The sequence below is a fragment of the Burkholderiaceae bacterium DAT-1 genome, assembly GCA_019084025.1.
In the GTDB taxonomy this organism is placed as follows: domain Bacteria; phylum Pseudomonadota; class Gammaproteobacteria; order Burkholderiales; family Chitinimonadaceae; genus DAT-1.
In genome coordinates this window covers 334660-352277 of the sequence record JAHRBI010000002.1, presented here as the reverse complement: position 1 = coordinate 352277, position 17618 = coordinate 334660, and the positions used below count along the sequence as shown (strand labels likewise).

The 17618-nt window shown below is 57.0% G+C and carries 14 protein-coding genes; 6 read left to right on the top strand and 8 right to left on the bottom strand.

Annotated elements, in window-relative coordinates:
- Positions 1-29: 29 nt before the first annotated feature.
- The 5 genes from truB to rimP all read right to left on the bottom strand — a co-directional run bounded on the left by truB (position 30) and on the right by rimP (position 6360).
- The gene (gene truB / locus KSF73_04815) at positions 30-971 is read right to left on the bottom strand and encodes a tRNA pseudouridine(55) synthase TruB (protein ID MBV1775032.1); all 942 of its coding nucleotides are present in this window, start codon (positions 969-971) and stop codon (positions 30-32) included.
- Positions 972-973: 2 nt separating this feature from the next.
- Positions 974-1351: a 30S ribosome-binding factor RbfA gene (gene rbfA, locus KSF73_04810; GenBank protein ID MBV1775031.1), complete on the bottom strand. Its 378-nt coding sequence runs from the start codon at positions 1349-1351 to the stop codon at positions 974-976.
- 95 nt (positions 1352-1446) lie between these two features.
- Entirely contained in the window at positions 1447-4338 is a 2892-nt protein-coding gene (infB, locus tag KSF73_04805) for a translation initiation factor IF-2 (protein MBV1775030.1), read from the bottom strand.
- Positions 4339-4389: 51 nt separating this feature from the next.
- The gene (nusA, locus tag KSF73_04800) at positions 4390-5862 is read right to left on the bottom strand and encodes a transcription termination factor NusA (GenBank protein MBV1775029.1); all 1473 of its coding nucleotides are present in this window, start codon (positions 5860-5862) and stop codon (positions 4390-4392) included.
- Between the two features lie 69 nt (positions 5863-5931).
- Positions 5932-6360 (bottom strand): ribosome maturation factor RimP, encoded by a 429-nt coding sequence (gene rimP / locus KSF73_04795; GenBank protein ID MBV1775028.1) that lies wholly within the window; start codon positions 6358-6360, stop codon positions 5932-5934.
- 367 nt (positions 6361-6727) lie between these two features.
- Between rimP and fadD the strand changes: the two genes are divergently transcribed.
- The 4 genes from fadD to KSF73_04775 all read left to right on the top strand — a co-directional run bounded on the left by fadD (position 6728) and on the right by KSF73_04775 (position 10839).
- Positions 6728-8413: a long-chain-fatty-acid--CoA ligase FadD gene (gene fadD / locus KSF73_04790; GenBank protein ID MBV1775027.1), complete on the top strand. Its 1686-nt coding sequence runs from the start codon at positions 6728-6730 to the stop codon at positions 8411-8413.
- A gap of 94 nt (positions 8414-8507) precedes the next feature.
- Positions 8508-9677: a PilT/PilU family type 4a pilus ATPase gene (locus tag KSF73_04785; protein MBV1775026.1), complete on the top strand. Its 1170-nt coding sequence runs from the start codon at positions 8508-8510 to the stop codon at positions 9675-9677.
- A 10-nt stretch (positions 9678-9687) separates the two neighbouring features.
- Positions 9688-10059 (top strand): ArsC family reductase, encoded by a 372-nt coding sequence (locus KSF73_04780; protein MBV1775025.1) that lies wholly within the window; start codon positions 9688-9690, stop codon positions 10057-10059.
- A 24-nt stretch (positions 10060-10083) separates the two neighbouring features.
- Positions 10084-10839, top strand: coding sequence for an SDR family oxidoreductase (locus KSF73_04775; protein ID MBV1775024.1), 756 nt, complete (start codon positions 10084-10086; stop codon positions 10837-10839).
- A gap of 60 nt (positions 10840-10899) precedes the next feature.
- Here the strand turns inward: KSF73_04775 and xth are convergent, their stop codons facing one another.
- Both xth and KSF73_04765 read right to left on the bottom strand, forming a co-directional pair.
- Positions 10900-11667, bottom strand: a complete 768-nt coding sequence (gene xth / locus KSF73_04770; GenBank protein MBV1775023.1) for an exodeoxyribonuclease III — start codon at positions 11665-11667, stop codon at positions 10900-10902.
- Between the two features lie 51 nt (positions 11668-11718).
- On the bottom strand, positions 11719-12237 hold the full coding sequence (locus KSF73_04765; GenBank protein ID MBV1775022.1) for a glutaredoxin family protein: 519 nt from the start codon (positions 12235-12237) through the stop codon (positions 11719-11721).
- A 124-nt stretch (positions 12238-12361) separates the two neighbouring features.
- On the opposite strand from KSF73_04765, the gene tsaA reads away from it, so the two are divergent.
- On the top strand, positions 12362-13927 hold the full coding sequence (gene tsaA / locus KSF73_04760) for a tRNA (N6-threonylcarbamoyladenosine(37)-N6)-methyltransferase TrmO (GenBank protein ID MBV1775021.1): 1566 nt from the start codon (positions 12362-12364) through the stop codon (positions 13925-13927).
- Positions 13882-15948, top strand: coding sequence for an ATP-dependent DNA helicase RecG (gene recG / locus KSF73_04755; protein MBV1775020.1), 2067 nt, complete (start codon positions 13882-13884; stop codon positions 15946-15948). Before tsaA ends, recG begins: the two co-directional genes overlap by 46 nt.
- Before the next feature lie 2 nt (positions 15949-15950).
- On the opposite strand, the gene xseA is transcribed toward recG, so the two are convergent.
- A complete protein-coding gene (gene xseA / locus KSF73_04750) occupies positions 15951-17321 on the bottom strand; it encodes an exodeoxyribonuclease VII large subunit (GenBank protein ID MBV1775019.1) in 1371 nt (456 codons plus the stop codon).
- Positions 17322-17618 lie beyond the last annotated feature (297 nt).

The following is a 17618-nucleotide window of genomic DNA, read 5'->3' as shown; positions in this document are numbered from 1 at the left end:
GTCGCAACCCCTCCCGGCTCCCGGCTCAATCATGGTGCCGGATTTATTCCTGCAACCACAGTTGAGAGCAATCTACGTGGCTGAATCACGCCATCCGACAATTCACCAAGCCCAAGAAAGGTTCGCGCACCATCGCCGACGTCACCATACAGACGCAAGAGCCGGATTATTGCATCTTTTTCGGAAAAACGCACGCTCATTCCGTGGGTTAAGCGATCCGTTGCCGCGCGATCCAGTGTGCGTTCCGGCAAGTCCGCGACCAGTGCATCGGCTGGCAGCAACAAGGCATCCCGCCCAGCTTCGTCCAGTGCCTCGAACTGCTCGACCGTGATAGCCTGCTTTAAATCAAAGCCGCCGGTAAACGTCCGGCGCAAGCCCGTAAGGTGGGCGCCACATCCCAGTTGCTCGCCGATATCTTCGGCCAGCGTTCGAATGTACGTACCTTTACTGCAGGACACATCCAGCACCAGCCTGTCACCTTCGAAGAACAGCACCGTAATGGCATAAATCGTGATCCGGCGACTTTCACGCGGAATCACGATGCCCTGGCGGGCATATTCGTACAGTGGCTTACCTTCATGCTTGAGTGCGGAATACATGGGAGGCGTCTGGTCGATTTCGCCCAGAAAAGCCGAAATCACCCGATCCACATCCCCACGCGTCACCGCAACTGGTCGCTCAAGAATCACCTCACCCTCGACATCACCTGTCGTGGTGTTTGCGCCCAGCTTCAGCTCGGCCAGATAGCGCTTATCCGCATCCAGCATGCGCTGTGCGAATTTGGTTGCCTCGCCAAAACACAAAGGCAGCAACCCTGTCGCTAACGGGTCAAGCACGCCAGTATGCCCTGCCTTATCGGCATTCAGCAGCCACTTGCACTTCTGCAGCGCCTGATTACTGGATGCACCAATCGGCTTATCCAGCAGCAGTACGCCATCCACTTTACGACGAATCCTTTTTGGCTTGGACATACTTACGCGTCCTGATCGCCTTCTTCGTCCTTGGCGTGCGTCGCCACAGCCTGGTCGATCAGCTTATCCAGACCCATGCCACGCTCTACCGAGTGGTCGTACTCAAAACGCAGTTCCGGAATCTTGAAGATCTTGATGCGACGGCCCAGTTCATTGCGGAAAAAGCCGGATGCGCGGTTCAATGTCTTCCAAGTTTCCTCGTCTTCACCATGCATCAGCGTAAAGAACACCTTGGCATGACTAAAATCGCGGGACACTTCGACATCTGTCAGCGTCACAAAACCGATGCGCGGATCTTTAAGCTCCATGCGGATCAGATCAGCCAGTTCACGCTGGATTTGCGGACCGACGCGATCCGAACGTTTGAAATCTTTTGCCATTTTTCCCCCCAGGGAAGAAAGAAGGGGGAAGAGGGAAGGGAGCGGGCAGCATGCACCCTTCACCCTTCACTCTTCCCCCTTCCCGTTTTACTCAATTACAGGGTACGTGCCACTTCGATAATTTCGAAGACTTCCAGTTGGTCGCCAACCTGGATATCGTTGTAGCCCTTGAGCGACAGACCACACTCGAAACCAGCCTTGACTTCCTTGGCGTCGTCCTTGTAACGCTTGAGGGAGTCCAGCTCGCCCTGGTGGATAACCACGTTGTTGCGCAGCAGACGCACACCAGCGTGACGCTTAACCAGACCGTCGAGCACCAGACAGCCAGCAATCGAACCGATCTTGGAGATGGTGAATACCTGACGGATTTCCACCTGACCGATGATCTGCTCGCGCTTCTCCGGAGCCAGCATGCCGGACATCGCAGCTTTCACTTCATCCACTGCGTCGTAGATGATGTTGTAGTAGCGAATATCCACGCCTTCGCTCTCGGCAAGACGACGGGCGGCAGCATCAGCACGCACGTTGAAACCGATCACGACAGCCTTGGAGGCCAGCGCCAGATTGACGTCGGACTCGGTGATGCCACCTACGCCCGAGTGCAGGATGTTGACGCGCACTTCGGCGGTCGACAGCTTTTGCAGACTCTGGCTGAGGGCTTCGAAGGAACCCTGAACGTCGGCCTTGATGATCATCGGCAGGTACTGAACCTCGCCTTCGGTCATCTGCGCCATCATGTTTTCCAGCTTGGCGGCTTGCTGCTTGGCCAGCTTCACATCGCGGAACTTGCCTTGACGGAACAGGGCGATTTCTCGCGCCTTGCGCTCGTCAGCCAGCACCATGGCATCTTCGCCAGCGTTCGGCACATCGGATAGACCCAGAATTTCGACCGGAATCGACGGACCTGCTTCGTTGATGTTCTTACCGGTTTCATCCAGCATCGCACGGACACGGCCGAACACACCACCCGCCAGCACCACATCGCCCTTACGCAGCGTACCGGTTTGCACCAGCATGGTCGCAACCGGGCCACGACCCTTGTCGAGACGCGCTTCGATGATCAGACCCTTGGCAGGTGCATCCACTGGTGCTTCCAGCTCCAGCACTTCGGCTTGCAGCAGAATCGCGTCGAGCAGTTCATCAATACCGGTACCCATCTTGGCGGATACATGCACGAACTGCGCATCGCCACCCCAGTCTTCGGACACCACTTCGTGGGCGACCAGTTCCTGGCGGATACGTTCGGGATTGGCATCCTGCTTATCGATCTTGTTCACTGCCACCACGATCGGCACACCGGCTGCCTTGGCATGGTGAATCGCTTCGATGGTTTGCGGCATCACGCCGTCATCAGCCGCCACCACCAGCACCACGATATCGGTTGCACTGGCACCACGTGCACGCATCGCGGTAAACGCTTCGTGACCCGGGGTATCTAGGAAGGTGATGATGCCCTTATTGGTTTCAACGTGGTATGCACCGATATGCTGGGTAATACCACCCGCTTCACCTGCGGCAACCTTGGCGCGACGGATGTAATCCAGCAGCGAGGTCTTACCGTGGTCAACGTGACCCATCACCGTCACCACCGGTGCGCGATGTGTCATCTCGTGTTCGACATTGGCTGCGTCGTCGAGATAGGTTTCCGGATCGTCCGTCTTGGCGGCAATCGCGGTGTGACCCATTTCCTCAACCACAATCATGGCTGTTTCCTGATCCAGCACCTGATTGATGGTCACCATCATGCCCATCTTCATCAGAATCTTGATCAGCTCAACGGCCTTGACCGACATCTTGTGCGCCAGATCGGCCACAGAGATCGTTTCCGGCACGGACACTTCGCGTACTTGCGGTTCGGTCGGCGCCTGGAATGCATGCGCATTGTCAGCACCCTTATGGCGGCCGCCGGACTTCTTGGACTTCCAGTCGCTACCGGCATCACCGCCGCGCGTCTTGAGGCCACCGCGACGCTTTGCACCATCGCCCCACTCGTTACCACCGCCCTTACCGCCCTTGCGATCATCACGACCGCCCTTGGCAGGACCAGCACCATCGCGAGCAGGCGCAGCAGCAGGCGCAGCTGCCTGAGCAGCACGTGCATCCTGGGCACCTGTTTTCATCTCAACGACAGGCTTGGCTGGCTTCTTGGATTGCTCGCCCGGCTTGGCTGGCGCCTTGTGCAGGGTATGATCCTTTGGCATGGCAGCCTTGCGTGCAGCCTCTGCCTTTGCTGCTTCCGCAGCGATGGCGGCAGCTTTGCGCGCAGCTTCACGATCTTGCTTGGCCTTGATTTCGGCAGCCTGACGGGCACGCAGCTCATCCTGACGACGGCGCTCGATTTCACGCTGCGCAAGTTCCTGATGACCCAGCACGTCAGCACGTGTCAGCGGCGCAGCAGCTGGTGCAGCTTCTTCCGCAACGGCCTCTGCAGCAGGCGCTTCAACAGGCGCAGCTGCTACTTCAACCACAGGCTCGACAACCGGCTCAGGCTTCACATCAACCACAGGCTCAGGTACCACGACCGGCTCGGGGATCACTTCGACCACCGGCTCGGGTGCCACTTCCACGACTGGTTCAGGCACCACGACCGGCTCGACCACTGGCTCGACGATGGTTTCGATCGCAGTCTCGACTGCCTCGACCACATCCACGGTCACCTCATCAGCGTGCGCCTCAGGTGCAGCTGCAGCGACTTCAGGCGCCATCACCACACGCTTTTTCTTCACTTCAACCTGAATGGTGCGCGCCTTGCCGGTCGCATCGGACTTCTTGATTTCCGAGGTCTGCTTACGTGCCAGGGTGATTTTCTTTTCCTGGGACTGACCATGTTTGCTGCTCAGGTAATCCAGCAGACGCGCCTTGTCCTGCTCGGTCAGCGCATCGTTTACTCCTGCCTTACCCACGCCGGCAGCACGCAGTTGCTCCAGCAACTGTTCTGGCGGCATCTTAAGATCTGCCGCAAATTGGCTCACGTTCATTTGTGTCATTCGCACTCCTATCTGCACGGGGCACTACCGTGCCCCGTCCCCGCCCACCGCTCACTCGAACCAGTGTGCGCGTGCAGTCATGATCAATTGCTTGGCCGCTTCTGCCTCAATACCGGCGTATTCAACCAGTTCATCCACGGCCAGCTCAGCCAGGTCATCACGTGTCAGTACGCCACGCGATGCCAGCTCAGCGGCAATCTGCGGTGTCATCCCATCCAGTGTCAGCAATTCGCCGGCACCGTGTTCGACAGCCTCTTCCTTTACGATGGCCTGAGTCAGCAGGGAATCGCGTGCGCGGCTGCGCAACTCGTTCACCAGATCTTCATCGAATCCATCGATCTCCAGCATTTCATGAATTGGCACATAGGCCACTTCTTCCAGTGTGGAGAATCCCTCTGCTACCAGAATGTCGGCGACTTCGTCGTCCACATCCAGCGCAGAGATAAACAGTTCACGTACCCGTGCGAATTCGGCTTCGTGCTTCTTCTCGGCCTCTTCCACGGTCATGATGTTCAAGTCCCAGCCAGTCAGCTCGGATGCCAGACGGACATTCTGACCGCCACGACCGATTGCCATGGCCAGATTATCTTCGTCGACCACCACATCCATGCTGTGCTTGTCTTCGTCGACCATGATCTTGACTACTTCGGCCGGTGCCAGCGCACCGATCACGAACTGTGCCGGATCATGCGACCACAGCACAATGTCCACACGCTCACCCGCCAGTTCCTGTGTCACGGCCTGAACGCGGGAACCGCGCATACCGATACAGGTACCTTGCGGATCGACGCGCTGATCGTTCGAGCGAACGGCAATCTTGGCGCGCACACCCGGATCACGGGCAGCACCCTTGATCTCGATGACGCCTTCTTCGATTTCCGGCACTTCCAGCTCAAACAGCTTGGCGATGAAATCCGGCGAAGTACGCGACAGAATCAGCTGCGCTCCGCGACCATCGCGATCGATCTTGGCCAGGAAAGCACGCACACGGTCACCCACGCGCAGATTTTCCTTTGGAATCATCTGATCGCGCGGCAGGCGCGCTTCCAGCTTGCCCACTTCAACAATGGCGTTACCACGCTCGATGCGCTTGATCGTGCCATTGACCAGGTGCTCGCGACGCTGCAGGAAGTCATTCAGAATCTGTTCGCGTTCTGCGTCACGGATCTTTTGCAGAATGACCTGCTTGGCAGTTTGTGCACCGATACGGCCAAATTCGATCGGCTCAAGCGGCTCTTCATAGAAGTCGCCAACCTGCAGGTTCATACCCTTTTCGATCACGTCTGTCATCGCGAACTGACGCGATGGTTCTTCGTGATCATTGTCTTCAACGACTTCCCAACGACGGAAGCTGTCATAGGCTCCGGACACACGATTAATGGATACACGCACATCCACTTCATCGGTAAAGCGCTTCTTGGTCGCCGACGCCAGCGCCATTTCCAGCGCGCTAAACACGATTTCCTGGCTTACATTTTTCTCGCGTGCCAGCGCATCGACCAGCAACAGGATTTCACGACTCATTTCTCGAACACCTCCAGCCAGATTGCATGGGCCTCAAGGCCAATCTATCCCTTTACAACCGCCCCGGTATCAAAAAACCGGAACGAGGCGCACCTTGTCGATCTGCGACAGTGGCACCGACAACGTGGTGTCGGCATTCTCTGCCACCAGCACATTGCCCTCACTCAAACCCTTCAACTCGCCGACAATTGTTTTGCGACCATCGAGCGGCAAGCGCAATTTGATCTTGATCTGCTTGCCGGCAAAGCGGACGAAGTCCGACTCTTTCCTGAGCGGACGATCCAGTCCCGGAGACGATACCTCCAGGCGGTCGTAATCGATGTTTTCGACCATGAACAGGCGAGTCAGGTGATTACTGACCGACACGCAGTCCTCCACCGTAATGCCGCCCGGCTTGTCGATGAACAGACGCACCAAGCCGCCCCGGCCAAACTCGAGATCGACTAGCTCATACCCTAATCCGGGCAGGGTGCTTTCTATCAGTCGCTGCAAATCCATCACCTCGTCGCAGAAATAAAAAATGGGCTATGAAGCCCATCCTAGAATCTAGAATTTGAAATCACATTGATTTTAGCAACTTATGAGCAGAAACGGAATGGTTATCGCATTTGCGATTTCGCCACTATTTAACCAAGCATGCGCTTGACCGGCTTGGCGATGACCATATGCTTCGAGTACAGTTGAAGTTTGAACCATGCAAATATGTCCGTTTTACCCCGACCGGGGCGACGAGCGGTTTGCATCACACCCCCTAAACAAAGCAATATCTGCATACATTGCAGCTATGAATGCGGGCTCCGCACTCCCCTGATGCGCGAAGTCCCCTGACGTAAGGCGGGGCACCCCGACCCCTTGGAGACACGAGATGGAAAGAATCTGGCTGAAGCAGTATCAGGAAGGCGTCCCACATGATGTCGACCTCAATGAGTATCAATCCGTCGCCGATGTTTTCATTCAGGCGGCAGCAAAATTTGCATCACGTCCGGCCTTTACCAATATGGGGAAGGTGCTGAGCTATGCTGAAGTCGATCGTCTTTCCATCCAGTTTGCTGCGTTTCTGCAACACGATCTGGGATTGAAAAAGGGTGATCGTGTCGCGGTGATGATGCCTAATCTGCTGCAATATCCCATTGCGATCTTCGGGATTTTGCGCGCAGGACTGGTGGTCGTGAATACCAATCCACTTTACACCCCGCGCGAACTTGAACACCAACTGAAGGATTCCGGCGCATCGGCCATCCTGATTCTGGCCAATTTTGCCCATGTCCTGCAGGAAGTGATCGGCAAGACGCCGGTCAAGCACGTGATTACCACCGAGATTGGCGATCTGCTCGGTTTCCCCAAGCGCCTGATCGTCAATTCGGTTGTGAAATACGTGAAGAAGATGGTGCCCGCGTATTCGCTGCCCGGCGCAATCAGCTTTAACGATGCGTTATCACGTGGCACAAGCAAGAAGGTCACGCCTGTCACACTGGGTCACGACGATATTGCTTTCCTGCAATATACCGGCGGCACTACAGGCGTCTCCAAAGGTGCAATGCTGACCCATCGCAACATTATTGCCAACATGCAGCAGGCACATGCCTGGCTGAAGCCGCTGGTACGCGAAGGCGAAGAAATCATCGTCACCGCCCTGCCGCTGTATCACATCTTCTGCCTGACCGCGAACTGCATGGTCTTCAGCAAGATTGGCGGCCTGAACGTGCTCATAACCAATCCGCGCGACATTCCGGGGTTTGTGAAGGAACTGTCTCAGCACCGCATTACCTGTATGACCGGCGTTAACACGTTGTTCAATGCCCTGAATAACAATGCCGACTTCGCCAAGCTGGATTTCAGCACCTGGAAGCTGGCACTGGGCGGTGGCATGGCCGTGCAGAAGGCCGTGGCCGACAAGTGGAAAGACATCACCAGAGCGCCACTGATCGAAGCATACGGCCTCACTGAAACCTCTCCGGCCGTCTGTATCAATCCGATGTCGCTGACCGAATATAATGGCGCCATTGGTCTCCCCATCCCCTCGACAGACATTCAGATTCGCGATAGCGAAGGTAATGAAGTCGGCATCGATCAACCGGGTGAATTGTGGGTGAAAGGCCCGCAGGTCATGGCTGGCTACTGGCAGCGCCCAGAAGAAACCGCCAAGGTCATCGACAAGGATGGATGGCTGGCCACGGGCGACATGGCCATCATCCATCCCGATGGCTATGTGAAGCTGGTGGACCGCAAAAAGGACATGGTGCTGGTATCGGGCTTCAATGTGTACCCGAACGAAGTGGAAGATGTGGTCGCAATGCATGCCTCCGTCCTGGAAGTGGCATGTATCGGCGTACCGGATGACAAGTCCGGTGAAGCTGTGAAGATTTTTGTGGTCGCCAAGCCCGGCAAGGAAATCAGCAAGGATGAACTGCTGGAGCACTGCCGCAAGAATCTGACCGCGTACAAGGTGCCGCGCCACGTCGAATTCCGCACCGAACTGCCGAAGACCAATGTAGGCAAGATCCTGCGCCGTGCCCTGCGTGACGAGACGGTCAGCAAGCAGCCCGCCTGATCGATCCAAACCCGATGACCCGCCCACTGGGCGGGTTTTTTATTACGCCAGCATGTTAGACTTGGCGCACTCTCATTTGCAGCATCTGACGACCATGTTTCTTCTGCCTTTTTTCAAACTGATGGCCGAGCGTCGCGCCAGTGATCTGTTTATCACCGCCGGCGCCCCTATTCAGATCAAGATCGAAGGGGTGCTACATCCCATCAATCGCCAGGTACTGACCCCGGAGCATGTCGACAAACTGGCAGATGAGCTGATGTCACCCGAACAGAAGCGCACCTTCCAGAGCGAATGGGAGATGAACTTCGGGATTCCGATTGCCGATGTGGGTAATTTCCGGGTCAATATCTTCAGGCAACGCGGTCAGACCGCCATGGTCGTGCGCTATATCCGTTCGGTTTCTCCGGGTATCGAGGCGTTACGCCTGCCACCGGCACTGAGCCAGCTGATCATGGAAAAGCGCGGCCTGATTTTTATTGTCGGCGCAACGGGTTCTGGCAAGTCATCCACCATGACGGCCATGCTGGAGCATCGAAATAGCACGGCTTCCGGCCATATTCTGACCATCGAAGATCCGGTTGAATACGTCTTTCCGCATCGCAAGTGCATTGTCAGTCAGCGTGAAGTCGGCATTGATACGCACAGCTTTTCCGATGCCCTAAAGAACGCCATGCGTGAAGCACCCGATGTGCTGATGATTGGCGAAATCCGCGACAAGATGACCATGCAGCATGCGCTGACCTATGCGCAGGCTGGTCACCTGTGCATTTCGACACTCCATGCGAACAACAGCTATCACATGCTGAATCGCATCATTAATTTCTTCCCGCATGAAGCGCGCGAAAGCCTGCTGGCTGACTTGGCTGCTGCGCTGAAAGCCGTCATTTCGCAGCGACTGGTACGTAACAGCCAGGGCAATCTAGTGCCCGCAGTTGAGGTGCTGGTGAATTCAACGCGGATTGCCGAACTCATTCGCTCCGGCAAGATCGAAGATATCCGTGAGGCCATGGAGCAAAGTCTGAGCACAGGCTCGCAAACCTTCGAACAATCGCTGTACCGCCTCTATCGCGCTGGTGAAATTACCTACGAGGAAGCCCTAGCAAACGCGGATTCATCCTCCAACTTTGCGTGGCTGGTGAACAATGCGCAAACACTGGAAGAACAGGAAGCGGCCAAGCTGGCACAGCGCCAGCAGGTAGCATCCCCCGCTCCTTCAGTAAATGGCCCTGACACCGTATTTAACTTCATACTCGACGTGGAATAACGAGCAACACATGATTACGCTGTACGGCATACCCAACTGTGACACCGTCAAAAAAGCCCGCACCTGGCTCAGCGAACAGCAAATTGACTTTGTCTTTCACGATTTCAAGAAGCAGGGACTGCCGCAAGACGCTGCTCGACTCTGGCTAGACACGCTGGGACGTGATGTGGTCATCAATCGTCAGGGTACGACGTGGCGCAAGCTGACTGCGGAGCAACAGGCTGCGATCACCTCGGATGAGGCCGCGCTGGCCTTGATCACCGAGTTGCCTTCGCTGATTAAGCGTCCCGTGCTGTCGGCTGGTGAATTGCTGCTGATTGGCTTCAAGCCGGAACACTACGCCCAGCATCTTCCCGCCTTGCAGCAGGCAGCCACACGCTGATCCGGATTTACACAGGAAATAACTATGTCACGCATCATTCTGGTCACCGGAGCCAGCTCCGGATTTGGTCTGGCGATTGCCAGACGTAGCGCACAGGATGGCCACCGCGTCATCGCAGCGGCACGTCGTCTAGATCGACTAGAGACGCTTGCAGCTGAATTCCCCGGCCAGATTCTGTCGCGCGAGCTCGATGTACGCGATCGCGTCTCGATCAATGCATTGCTCGCAGACTTGCCTGAAGGCTGGTCAGACATTGATGTGCTGGTAAACAATGCCGGTCTGGCTCTGGGTCTGGAGCCTGCACATGCTGCGCATCTGGCTGACTGGGATCAGATGATCGAGACCAACTGCACCGGCCTTGTGTCCATGACCCGTGCGGTATTGCCGGGCATGGTTGATCGCAATCGCGGGCATGTGATCAATATCGGCTCGATTGCGGGTAGCTATCCCTATCCGGGCGGCAATGTGTACGGCGCCACCAAGGCCTTTGTGCAGCAATTTACGCTGAATCTGAAAGCTGATTTGCTGGGCACTGCCGTGCGGGTGAGTAATATCGAACCGGGCCTGTGCGGCGGCAGCGAATTCTCCAATGTGCGCTTCAAGGGTGATGACGCCAAGGCAGCATCGGTCTACACCGGTACCGAGCCACTGATGCCGGAAGACATTGCCGACACGGTAGCCTGGCTGATCAGTCGCCCTGCTCATGTGAATATCAACACCATCGAACTGATGCCGACCTGTCAGGCGCCGGGGCCGCTGGCAATCAAGCGTCAGGGATGACCCCTACACAAGAAAAAAACGCCAGCATTCAAGCGCTGGCGTTTTTTGTTGCTCCTCGCATTAAGCAACCGTCGCAATCACAGGGGCGTGATCGCTCGGTCGCTCGTTCTTGCGCGGGCCTTTATCAATTTCACAGGCAGAGCACGTATCTGCAAGCGGCTTGCTCAAGAGCACATGATCGATACGTAATCCCGCATTGCGCCGGAAGCCTGCCGCACGATAATCCCACCAGCTGAATGCAGCAGCTTCCTGCTCGAACAGGCGAAAGCTGTCTGTCAGACCCAGATCAAGCAACTGCTGGAAGCGTGCGCGCTCGGGGCCGCTGACCAGTACTGTATCCTGCCATTTTACCGGGTCGTGCACGTCGCGATCATCTGGGGCGATATTGAAGTCGCCAACCAGTGCCAGTTTGGGGTGTCGCGTCAGCTCGTCGCGCACAAAGGCAATCAGGGCATCCAGCCAGGCCAGCTTATAGGGGTATTTTTCCGAGTCGAGCGCTTCACCGTTTACCACATAGGCACCGATCACGCGGACGCCATCCACCGTCGCGGTAATCACACGGCGCTGCGGGTCTTCGAAGCCCGGAATATTGAATACCACATCGGAAATGGGCGCACGCGACACCATGGCTACGCCGTTGTAAGTTTTCTGTCCGGTGAATGCCACATGGAATCCTGCCGCTTCAATATCAGCCTTGGGGAAGACATGGTCTTCCATTTTAGTTTCCTGAATGGCCAGTACTGTCAACTCGGGACGGGAGTCCAGCCATTCCAATACCTGTGGAAGGCGTACCTTGAGCGAGTTGACGTTCCATGTTGCAATTTGCATTCACAATTACCTATGAGGGTGAGCTTATACGCTTGAGCGATTAAGTGCGGGCTATTGCCCCTGACCTTTTTTGGCTTGTCCGGATGCAGGCGCAACAGCTGCTGGCCCTGCCTTGATGGTTGGGTCAACCGTGTGCGGATAGCCTGCTTGATCAAGCGTTGCTCGCCACTGATCAGGATCGAATCCGCGCAAAACAGTACTGCCAACCTGCAGCACCGGCACAACGCGATCCGGCACTACCTGTGCAAACGCAGTCTGATCAGCCTGGCTAGCCTGCGGATTGCGGAAAGCGTACTGAATGCCATTCTTCAGCAGGAACGCTTTACCGCTCTCACACAACGGCCCGCAATCCGGCGTAGCCCACATAACTACCGGATGTTTACGCATTGCCTCTCGAACCAGAAAATTACCGCCACTGGTGTCGATCACATTCTGTTTGATATCGGTACGCTTGGCTGCGCCAGGCGGTGGTCGATCGGTATATACCTTACTGCCATTGGCATCGGTGTATTGGTAAATCTCCCCAGCAAGGGCTGGCATTACAAGCAGTAACAATGCGATGTGGCGCATTAAGCTGGCTCCAAAATATTCCGATGTCATTTAATCGCACGCAGGCGGGTTTGTCCATTATACGTTTTTTAGCTGATCAACAAGCAAACACGCGCAATCCGCGCGCCATGCGATAATGTGCGCCATGTCACTACCGCGCTTTCACCTCATTGGTCCGGGCCGACTCGGACAAACGCTCACCCGACTGCTACATGCACGCGGACTGGTTGAGATATACGGCATTGCCGGCCGCACACCTACGGCTGCGGAGACAGCCATACATTGGATTGGTGCCGGACACGCAGCCACAATCTCTGCGCTCCCGCCTGCCAATCTCGTATTACTGGCCACTCAGGATGACAAACTGGTGGATGCATGCACCGCGCTGGCCTGCAGTGCAGCCATTCAGCCCGGCACGGTTGTCTTTCACGCCAGCGGATCTGCATCCTCCGATCTGCTCGCGCCACTACGCGCTAAAGGCGCACTTATTGCAAGCGCACATCCGCTCATGAGCTTTACTACGCCGGAAGTGGCCATTCAGCAGTTTTCGGGCTGCTATTGCGCACTTGAGGGCGATGAAGCCGCATTATCCGTACTTGAACCGCTCCTGACTGCGCTCGGCGCACACTGCTTCCGCATACGCAGCGAGGACAAGCTGCTTTATCACGGCGCAGCTGTTCTGGCATGCAATCATCTCGTGTCGTTGATGGAAACCGCCCTGCAAACGATGTCTGCGGCTGGCGTGCCACGCGATCAGGCATGGCCGGCTCTGCGACCGCTCATTCAGGCCACGCTCGACAATATTGACCGCCATGCGCCGGTTCAATCCACGCTCGCCCCCGCGCTTACCGGCCCGATTGCGCGCGGTGATGCGGCACTGGTGCAGCGTCAGTATCGCGCCATTGTCCATCAATCACCTGATGCCGGACGGGTGTATGCAGCCCTTGGGATGATAGGCACAACGCTCTCAGGTGCGCCGGCAACCGCACTCGACAGCATCCGTCAGACCCTTGCTCCGCCGGAGTGGGGCATGCATACGCTCGGCTATGTGGAAAGCTGCTTCAAGGAGAAGTTCGCGATTCCGCGCCAGCCCGGACTCACGCCCTCGGCAACCGCAGTGCTACGGCTGAAAGCGCCGTTTGATACGCCCGATGCCGTGCGTGGTCTGGAGCAATTCAGTCATTTGTGGGTGATGTTTGCATTTCATGCCACGGCGGATGCCGGCTGGCGGCCAACCGTGCGGCCACCCAAGCTGGGCGGCAATACGCGCGTGGGCGTGTTTGCCACCCGCGCCACACATCGCCCCAATCCGATGGGCATGTCGGTGGTCAAACTGGTGAAAGTGGACACCCGCAATGGTGTGGCTATCCATATCGAAGGCGGCGATTTGCTGGATGGCACGCCCATTCTCGATATCAAACCGTATCTAGGCTATGCCGATGCAATTGCCGACGCACGCGATGGTTATGCGGATCGCGGCGAGACGCCCATGGCAGTCGAATTTGCGCCCGATGCCGAATCTGCCCTTGCCACGCATGCCCGCAAGTATCCGAAGCTACGCCAGCTGATCATCGAAGTGCTGGCGCAAGATCCTCGCCCCGGCTACGCCGACGATACTGATCGGCTCTATGGCATGGTGCTCTATCAGCTGAATATCCGCTGGCAATGCCGGGATGGGATAGCGCTTGTCACCGAGGTGAGCCCGGCATGAACTTCGAGCGCATCCCAAAATCCCGCCGCGATCAACTCGCCAAGCTGCACATTCACAGTGGTTTCGATCTGGTGCTTCATCTTCCCCTGCGTTACGAGGACGAAACACGGCTCTACCCCATTGCAGAGGCGCCAATGGGCATACCGGTGCAGGTGGAAGGCACAGTCACCAGCTCGGAGGTGACGTTCCGCCCGCGCAAGCAGCTGGTGGCGCGCATTCAGGAAGCCAATGACGAGTTAATTGTCCGCCTGCTGAATTTCTATCCCAGCCAGCAACAGCAGCTGGCAACGGGCAAGCGCGTGCGCCTGCTGGGTGAAATCAGACGGGGTTTTCTTGGCGATGAGATGGTGCACCCCAAGATCCGGGTCGTCACCGATACCAGTTCGCTGTCGGAAACCCTAACACCCGTATATGGCGTGGTGAATGGGCTCAATCAGGCCACTATTCGCCGTCTGGTCATGAATGCGCTGGAACAATGTCCGCTCACCGATACCCTGCCGCAGGGCATCCTTGACCATCACAATCTGATGGGCTTTGCCGATGCGGTGAAATGTCTTCATGCGCCACCGCCGGATGTGCGCTTATCCGCCTTATCCGACCGAACCCATCCTGCATGGGAACGCATGAAATTTGATGAGCTATTGGCACAGCAGCTCTCCATGCGTCTGGCCTACCAGCGTCGTCGAGAGCACCAGGCGCCCGTGATTCAGGCCACCGGCAAGCTGGCCGAACCCTTGCTGGCACGCCTGCCCTTCAAGCTGACAGGCGCTCAGAGCAAGGTACTCAAGCAGATACGCAGCGATCTGGCCTCCAGTCATCCCATGCAGCGTCTTCTGCAGGGTGACGTGGGTAGTGGCAAGACCATTGTGTCGGCGCTCGCCGCACTCGATGCAATCGAGGCCGGCTATCAGGTTGCCTTGATGGCGCCGACTGAAATTCTGGCGGAACAGCACTGGAAAAAGTTCAGCGAATGGCTGTCTCCCCTTGGTCTGGAAATTGTCTGGCTGGCCGGCTCGCTCAAAGCCAAGGACAAGGCGCATGCCGTCGAACGTGTTGCCGGGGGCCATGCCGCCATTGCGGTGGGTACGCATGCTTTGTTCCAGGAAACGGTACAGTTCGAGCGCCTGGGTCTGGTTATCGTGGACGAGCAACACCGCTTTGGCGTGCACCAGCGTCTGGCGCTACGCAGCAAGGGCGCATCGCCGCATCTATTGATGATGTCGGCCACGCCGATCCCGCGCACGCTCGCCATGAGCTATTACGCTGATCTGGATGTCAGCGTGATTGACGAACTGCCACCCGGCCGTACACCCATCCGCACGCATCTGATCAATGATGCACGTCGCGATGAGATGGTGGCGCGCGTTAAACATGTAGTGGAGAGCGGCAGACAGGCTTACTGGGTGTGCCCGCTGATTGAGGAATCAGAAACCCTTCAGCTTCAGACGGCGGTGGATACATGGGAGCAGCTCTCGGGCATGTTGGCGCCGATTCCGGTGGGACTGGTGCACGGACGCCTGAAACCTGCCGAGAAGGCCGCGGTGATGGCCGCATTCGCATCGGGCGAACTATCGGTGCTAGTGGCCACCACGGTGATTGAAGTCGGTGTGGATGTCCCCAATGCGACCCTGATGGTGATCGAGCATGCCGAGCGCATGGGGCTGGCACAATTGCATCAGTTACGCGGACGCGTGGGGCGCGGTGGTGGCGAATCGCATTGTGTCCTGCTGTTCACCACGCCACTGGGCGAGGTAGCCAAGGCACGGCTAAAGGTGATCTACGAATCCACTGATGGCTTTGTGATTGCGAGAGAAGACTTGCGTATCCGTGGCCCGGGGGAGTTTCTGGGCGCGCGGCAGTCGGGCGTCCCGATGCTGCGATTTGCCGATCTGGAGCAGGACGTGGATTTGCTGGATGCGGCACGCGATCTGGCTGAAGAACTGATCCGCAATGCCCCCGGCGTCGCCGACCAGCATCTGAATCGCTGGCTTGCAGGTCGTGAGGCGCTGCTCAGGAGTTAAGCTCAGAAATCGAGCGCACCCTGCTCGGCCGCCTTGTCGATACGCGCAGCGATGTCACCATCCGCCATGCGCAACGAAATAGCATCACCGGATTTCAGATCAGACACGCCCCGAATCACCTTGCCCTTGCGATCGTGGATAATGGCATAGCCGCGCTGCAGGACAGCATCTGGATTCAATCCAGCCAGCCGGCTTTCGGCGTGGGTCACCCGCGTATTCAGGCGTGCCAGCATGTGCGCGTGCGCCCGTATCAGGCGCTGCTGCATTTGCGTCAGCATGGGCAGGCTATCCGCCGGATGCGGCCTGCACGCTTGATGCCGATATTTAAGCGACGCAAACCGCCAGCGCTGCTGTTCCAGCGTCACCATCATGCGCCGCTCCAGTCTCGCCTGCGCCCCCTTCAATCGCTCCCGCTGCAGCATCAGCCGCTGCCGTGGTGAAATCAGCCGGCGCGCCAGCCCATCCACGCGTTGCATGCGCTCGCCCAATCTACGGCTCATGGCAATGCTCATGCGTCGCTTGAGCGCATCCAGTTGCGATTGCAGCTGCAGCTGAGCGGGTGCCACCAGTGTTGCGGCTGCGGTTGGCGTTGGCGCACGTACATCCGCTACGAAATCGGTGATGGTCGTATCCGTTTCGTGCCCGACACCAGATACGACGGGTATCGAACAGCGAGCAATGGCACGCGCCACGATTTCCTCATTGAACGACCATAAATCCTCAATGCTGCCGCCACCGCGCACAACTAACAGCACATCAACTTCTGCCCGACTAGCCGCGCAATCAATCATGGCTGCGATCTTCTCAGCCGCCCCAGCACCCTGTACCGGCACCGGATACAGAACCACCCGAACATAAGGCGCACGCGCACGCAGCACACTCAGCACATCCTGCAGCGCCGCAGCCTGTGGACTGGTCACGATGCCAATGGTCCGCGACATTCCCGGCAGCGGCCGCTTGCGCGCAGCATCGAACAAGCCTTCCTGCGCTAACGCCAATCGCAGCTTTTCATAGGCTTCAAACAATGCGCCCACTCCGGCAGGACGCATCGCTTCGATGAGCAGCTGATAATCACCGCGTGCTTCGTACAAACTAATTTGCGCACGCGCCTCTACTTTCAACCCCTCTTTGGGGCGAAATGGCAACAGTGCGGCTCGCGTCCGAAACATCACTGAACGCACCTGTGCCTGCGCATCCTTGAGCGTGAAGTACAAGTGTCCACTTGCTGCAACGGTTAGATTGGAAATTTCCCCGCCTATCCACATTTGCGGCAGCGAAGATTCGAGCAACAGCCTCGCTTGTCGATTTAATTCGGAAACCGAAACCACACGGTCAAGGCTTGACAAAGTCATAACAATTCTCTCCGACCGCATTTCATCCACATCCGCAAGAATATATCCAAATCGGCCGCAAACTACCATGCCTGCCACACAAGAAAATGCTTATGTATATGTTTTTAAACATCTTTTTTGGCATGCGTAAAAAAACAGCAACTCAACAGAAATCCAGTCATATCGGGGGTTTGGCGTGTTTACACACCGTTGCCCACAAAGTTATCCACAACTTCGGTGAACAAGTCCACAAACCCTCGTAGCGCAAGGATTTTGTAAATCAAGTGAACTTTGATGAAAGGTCAATTGTCTGCTTGCAGGTCCCGTCTCGCACGGGCT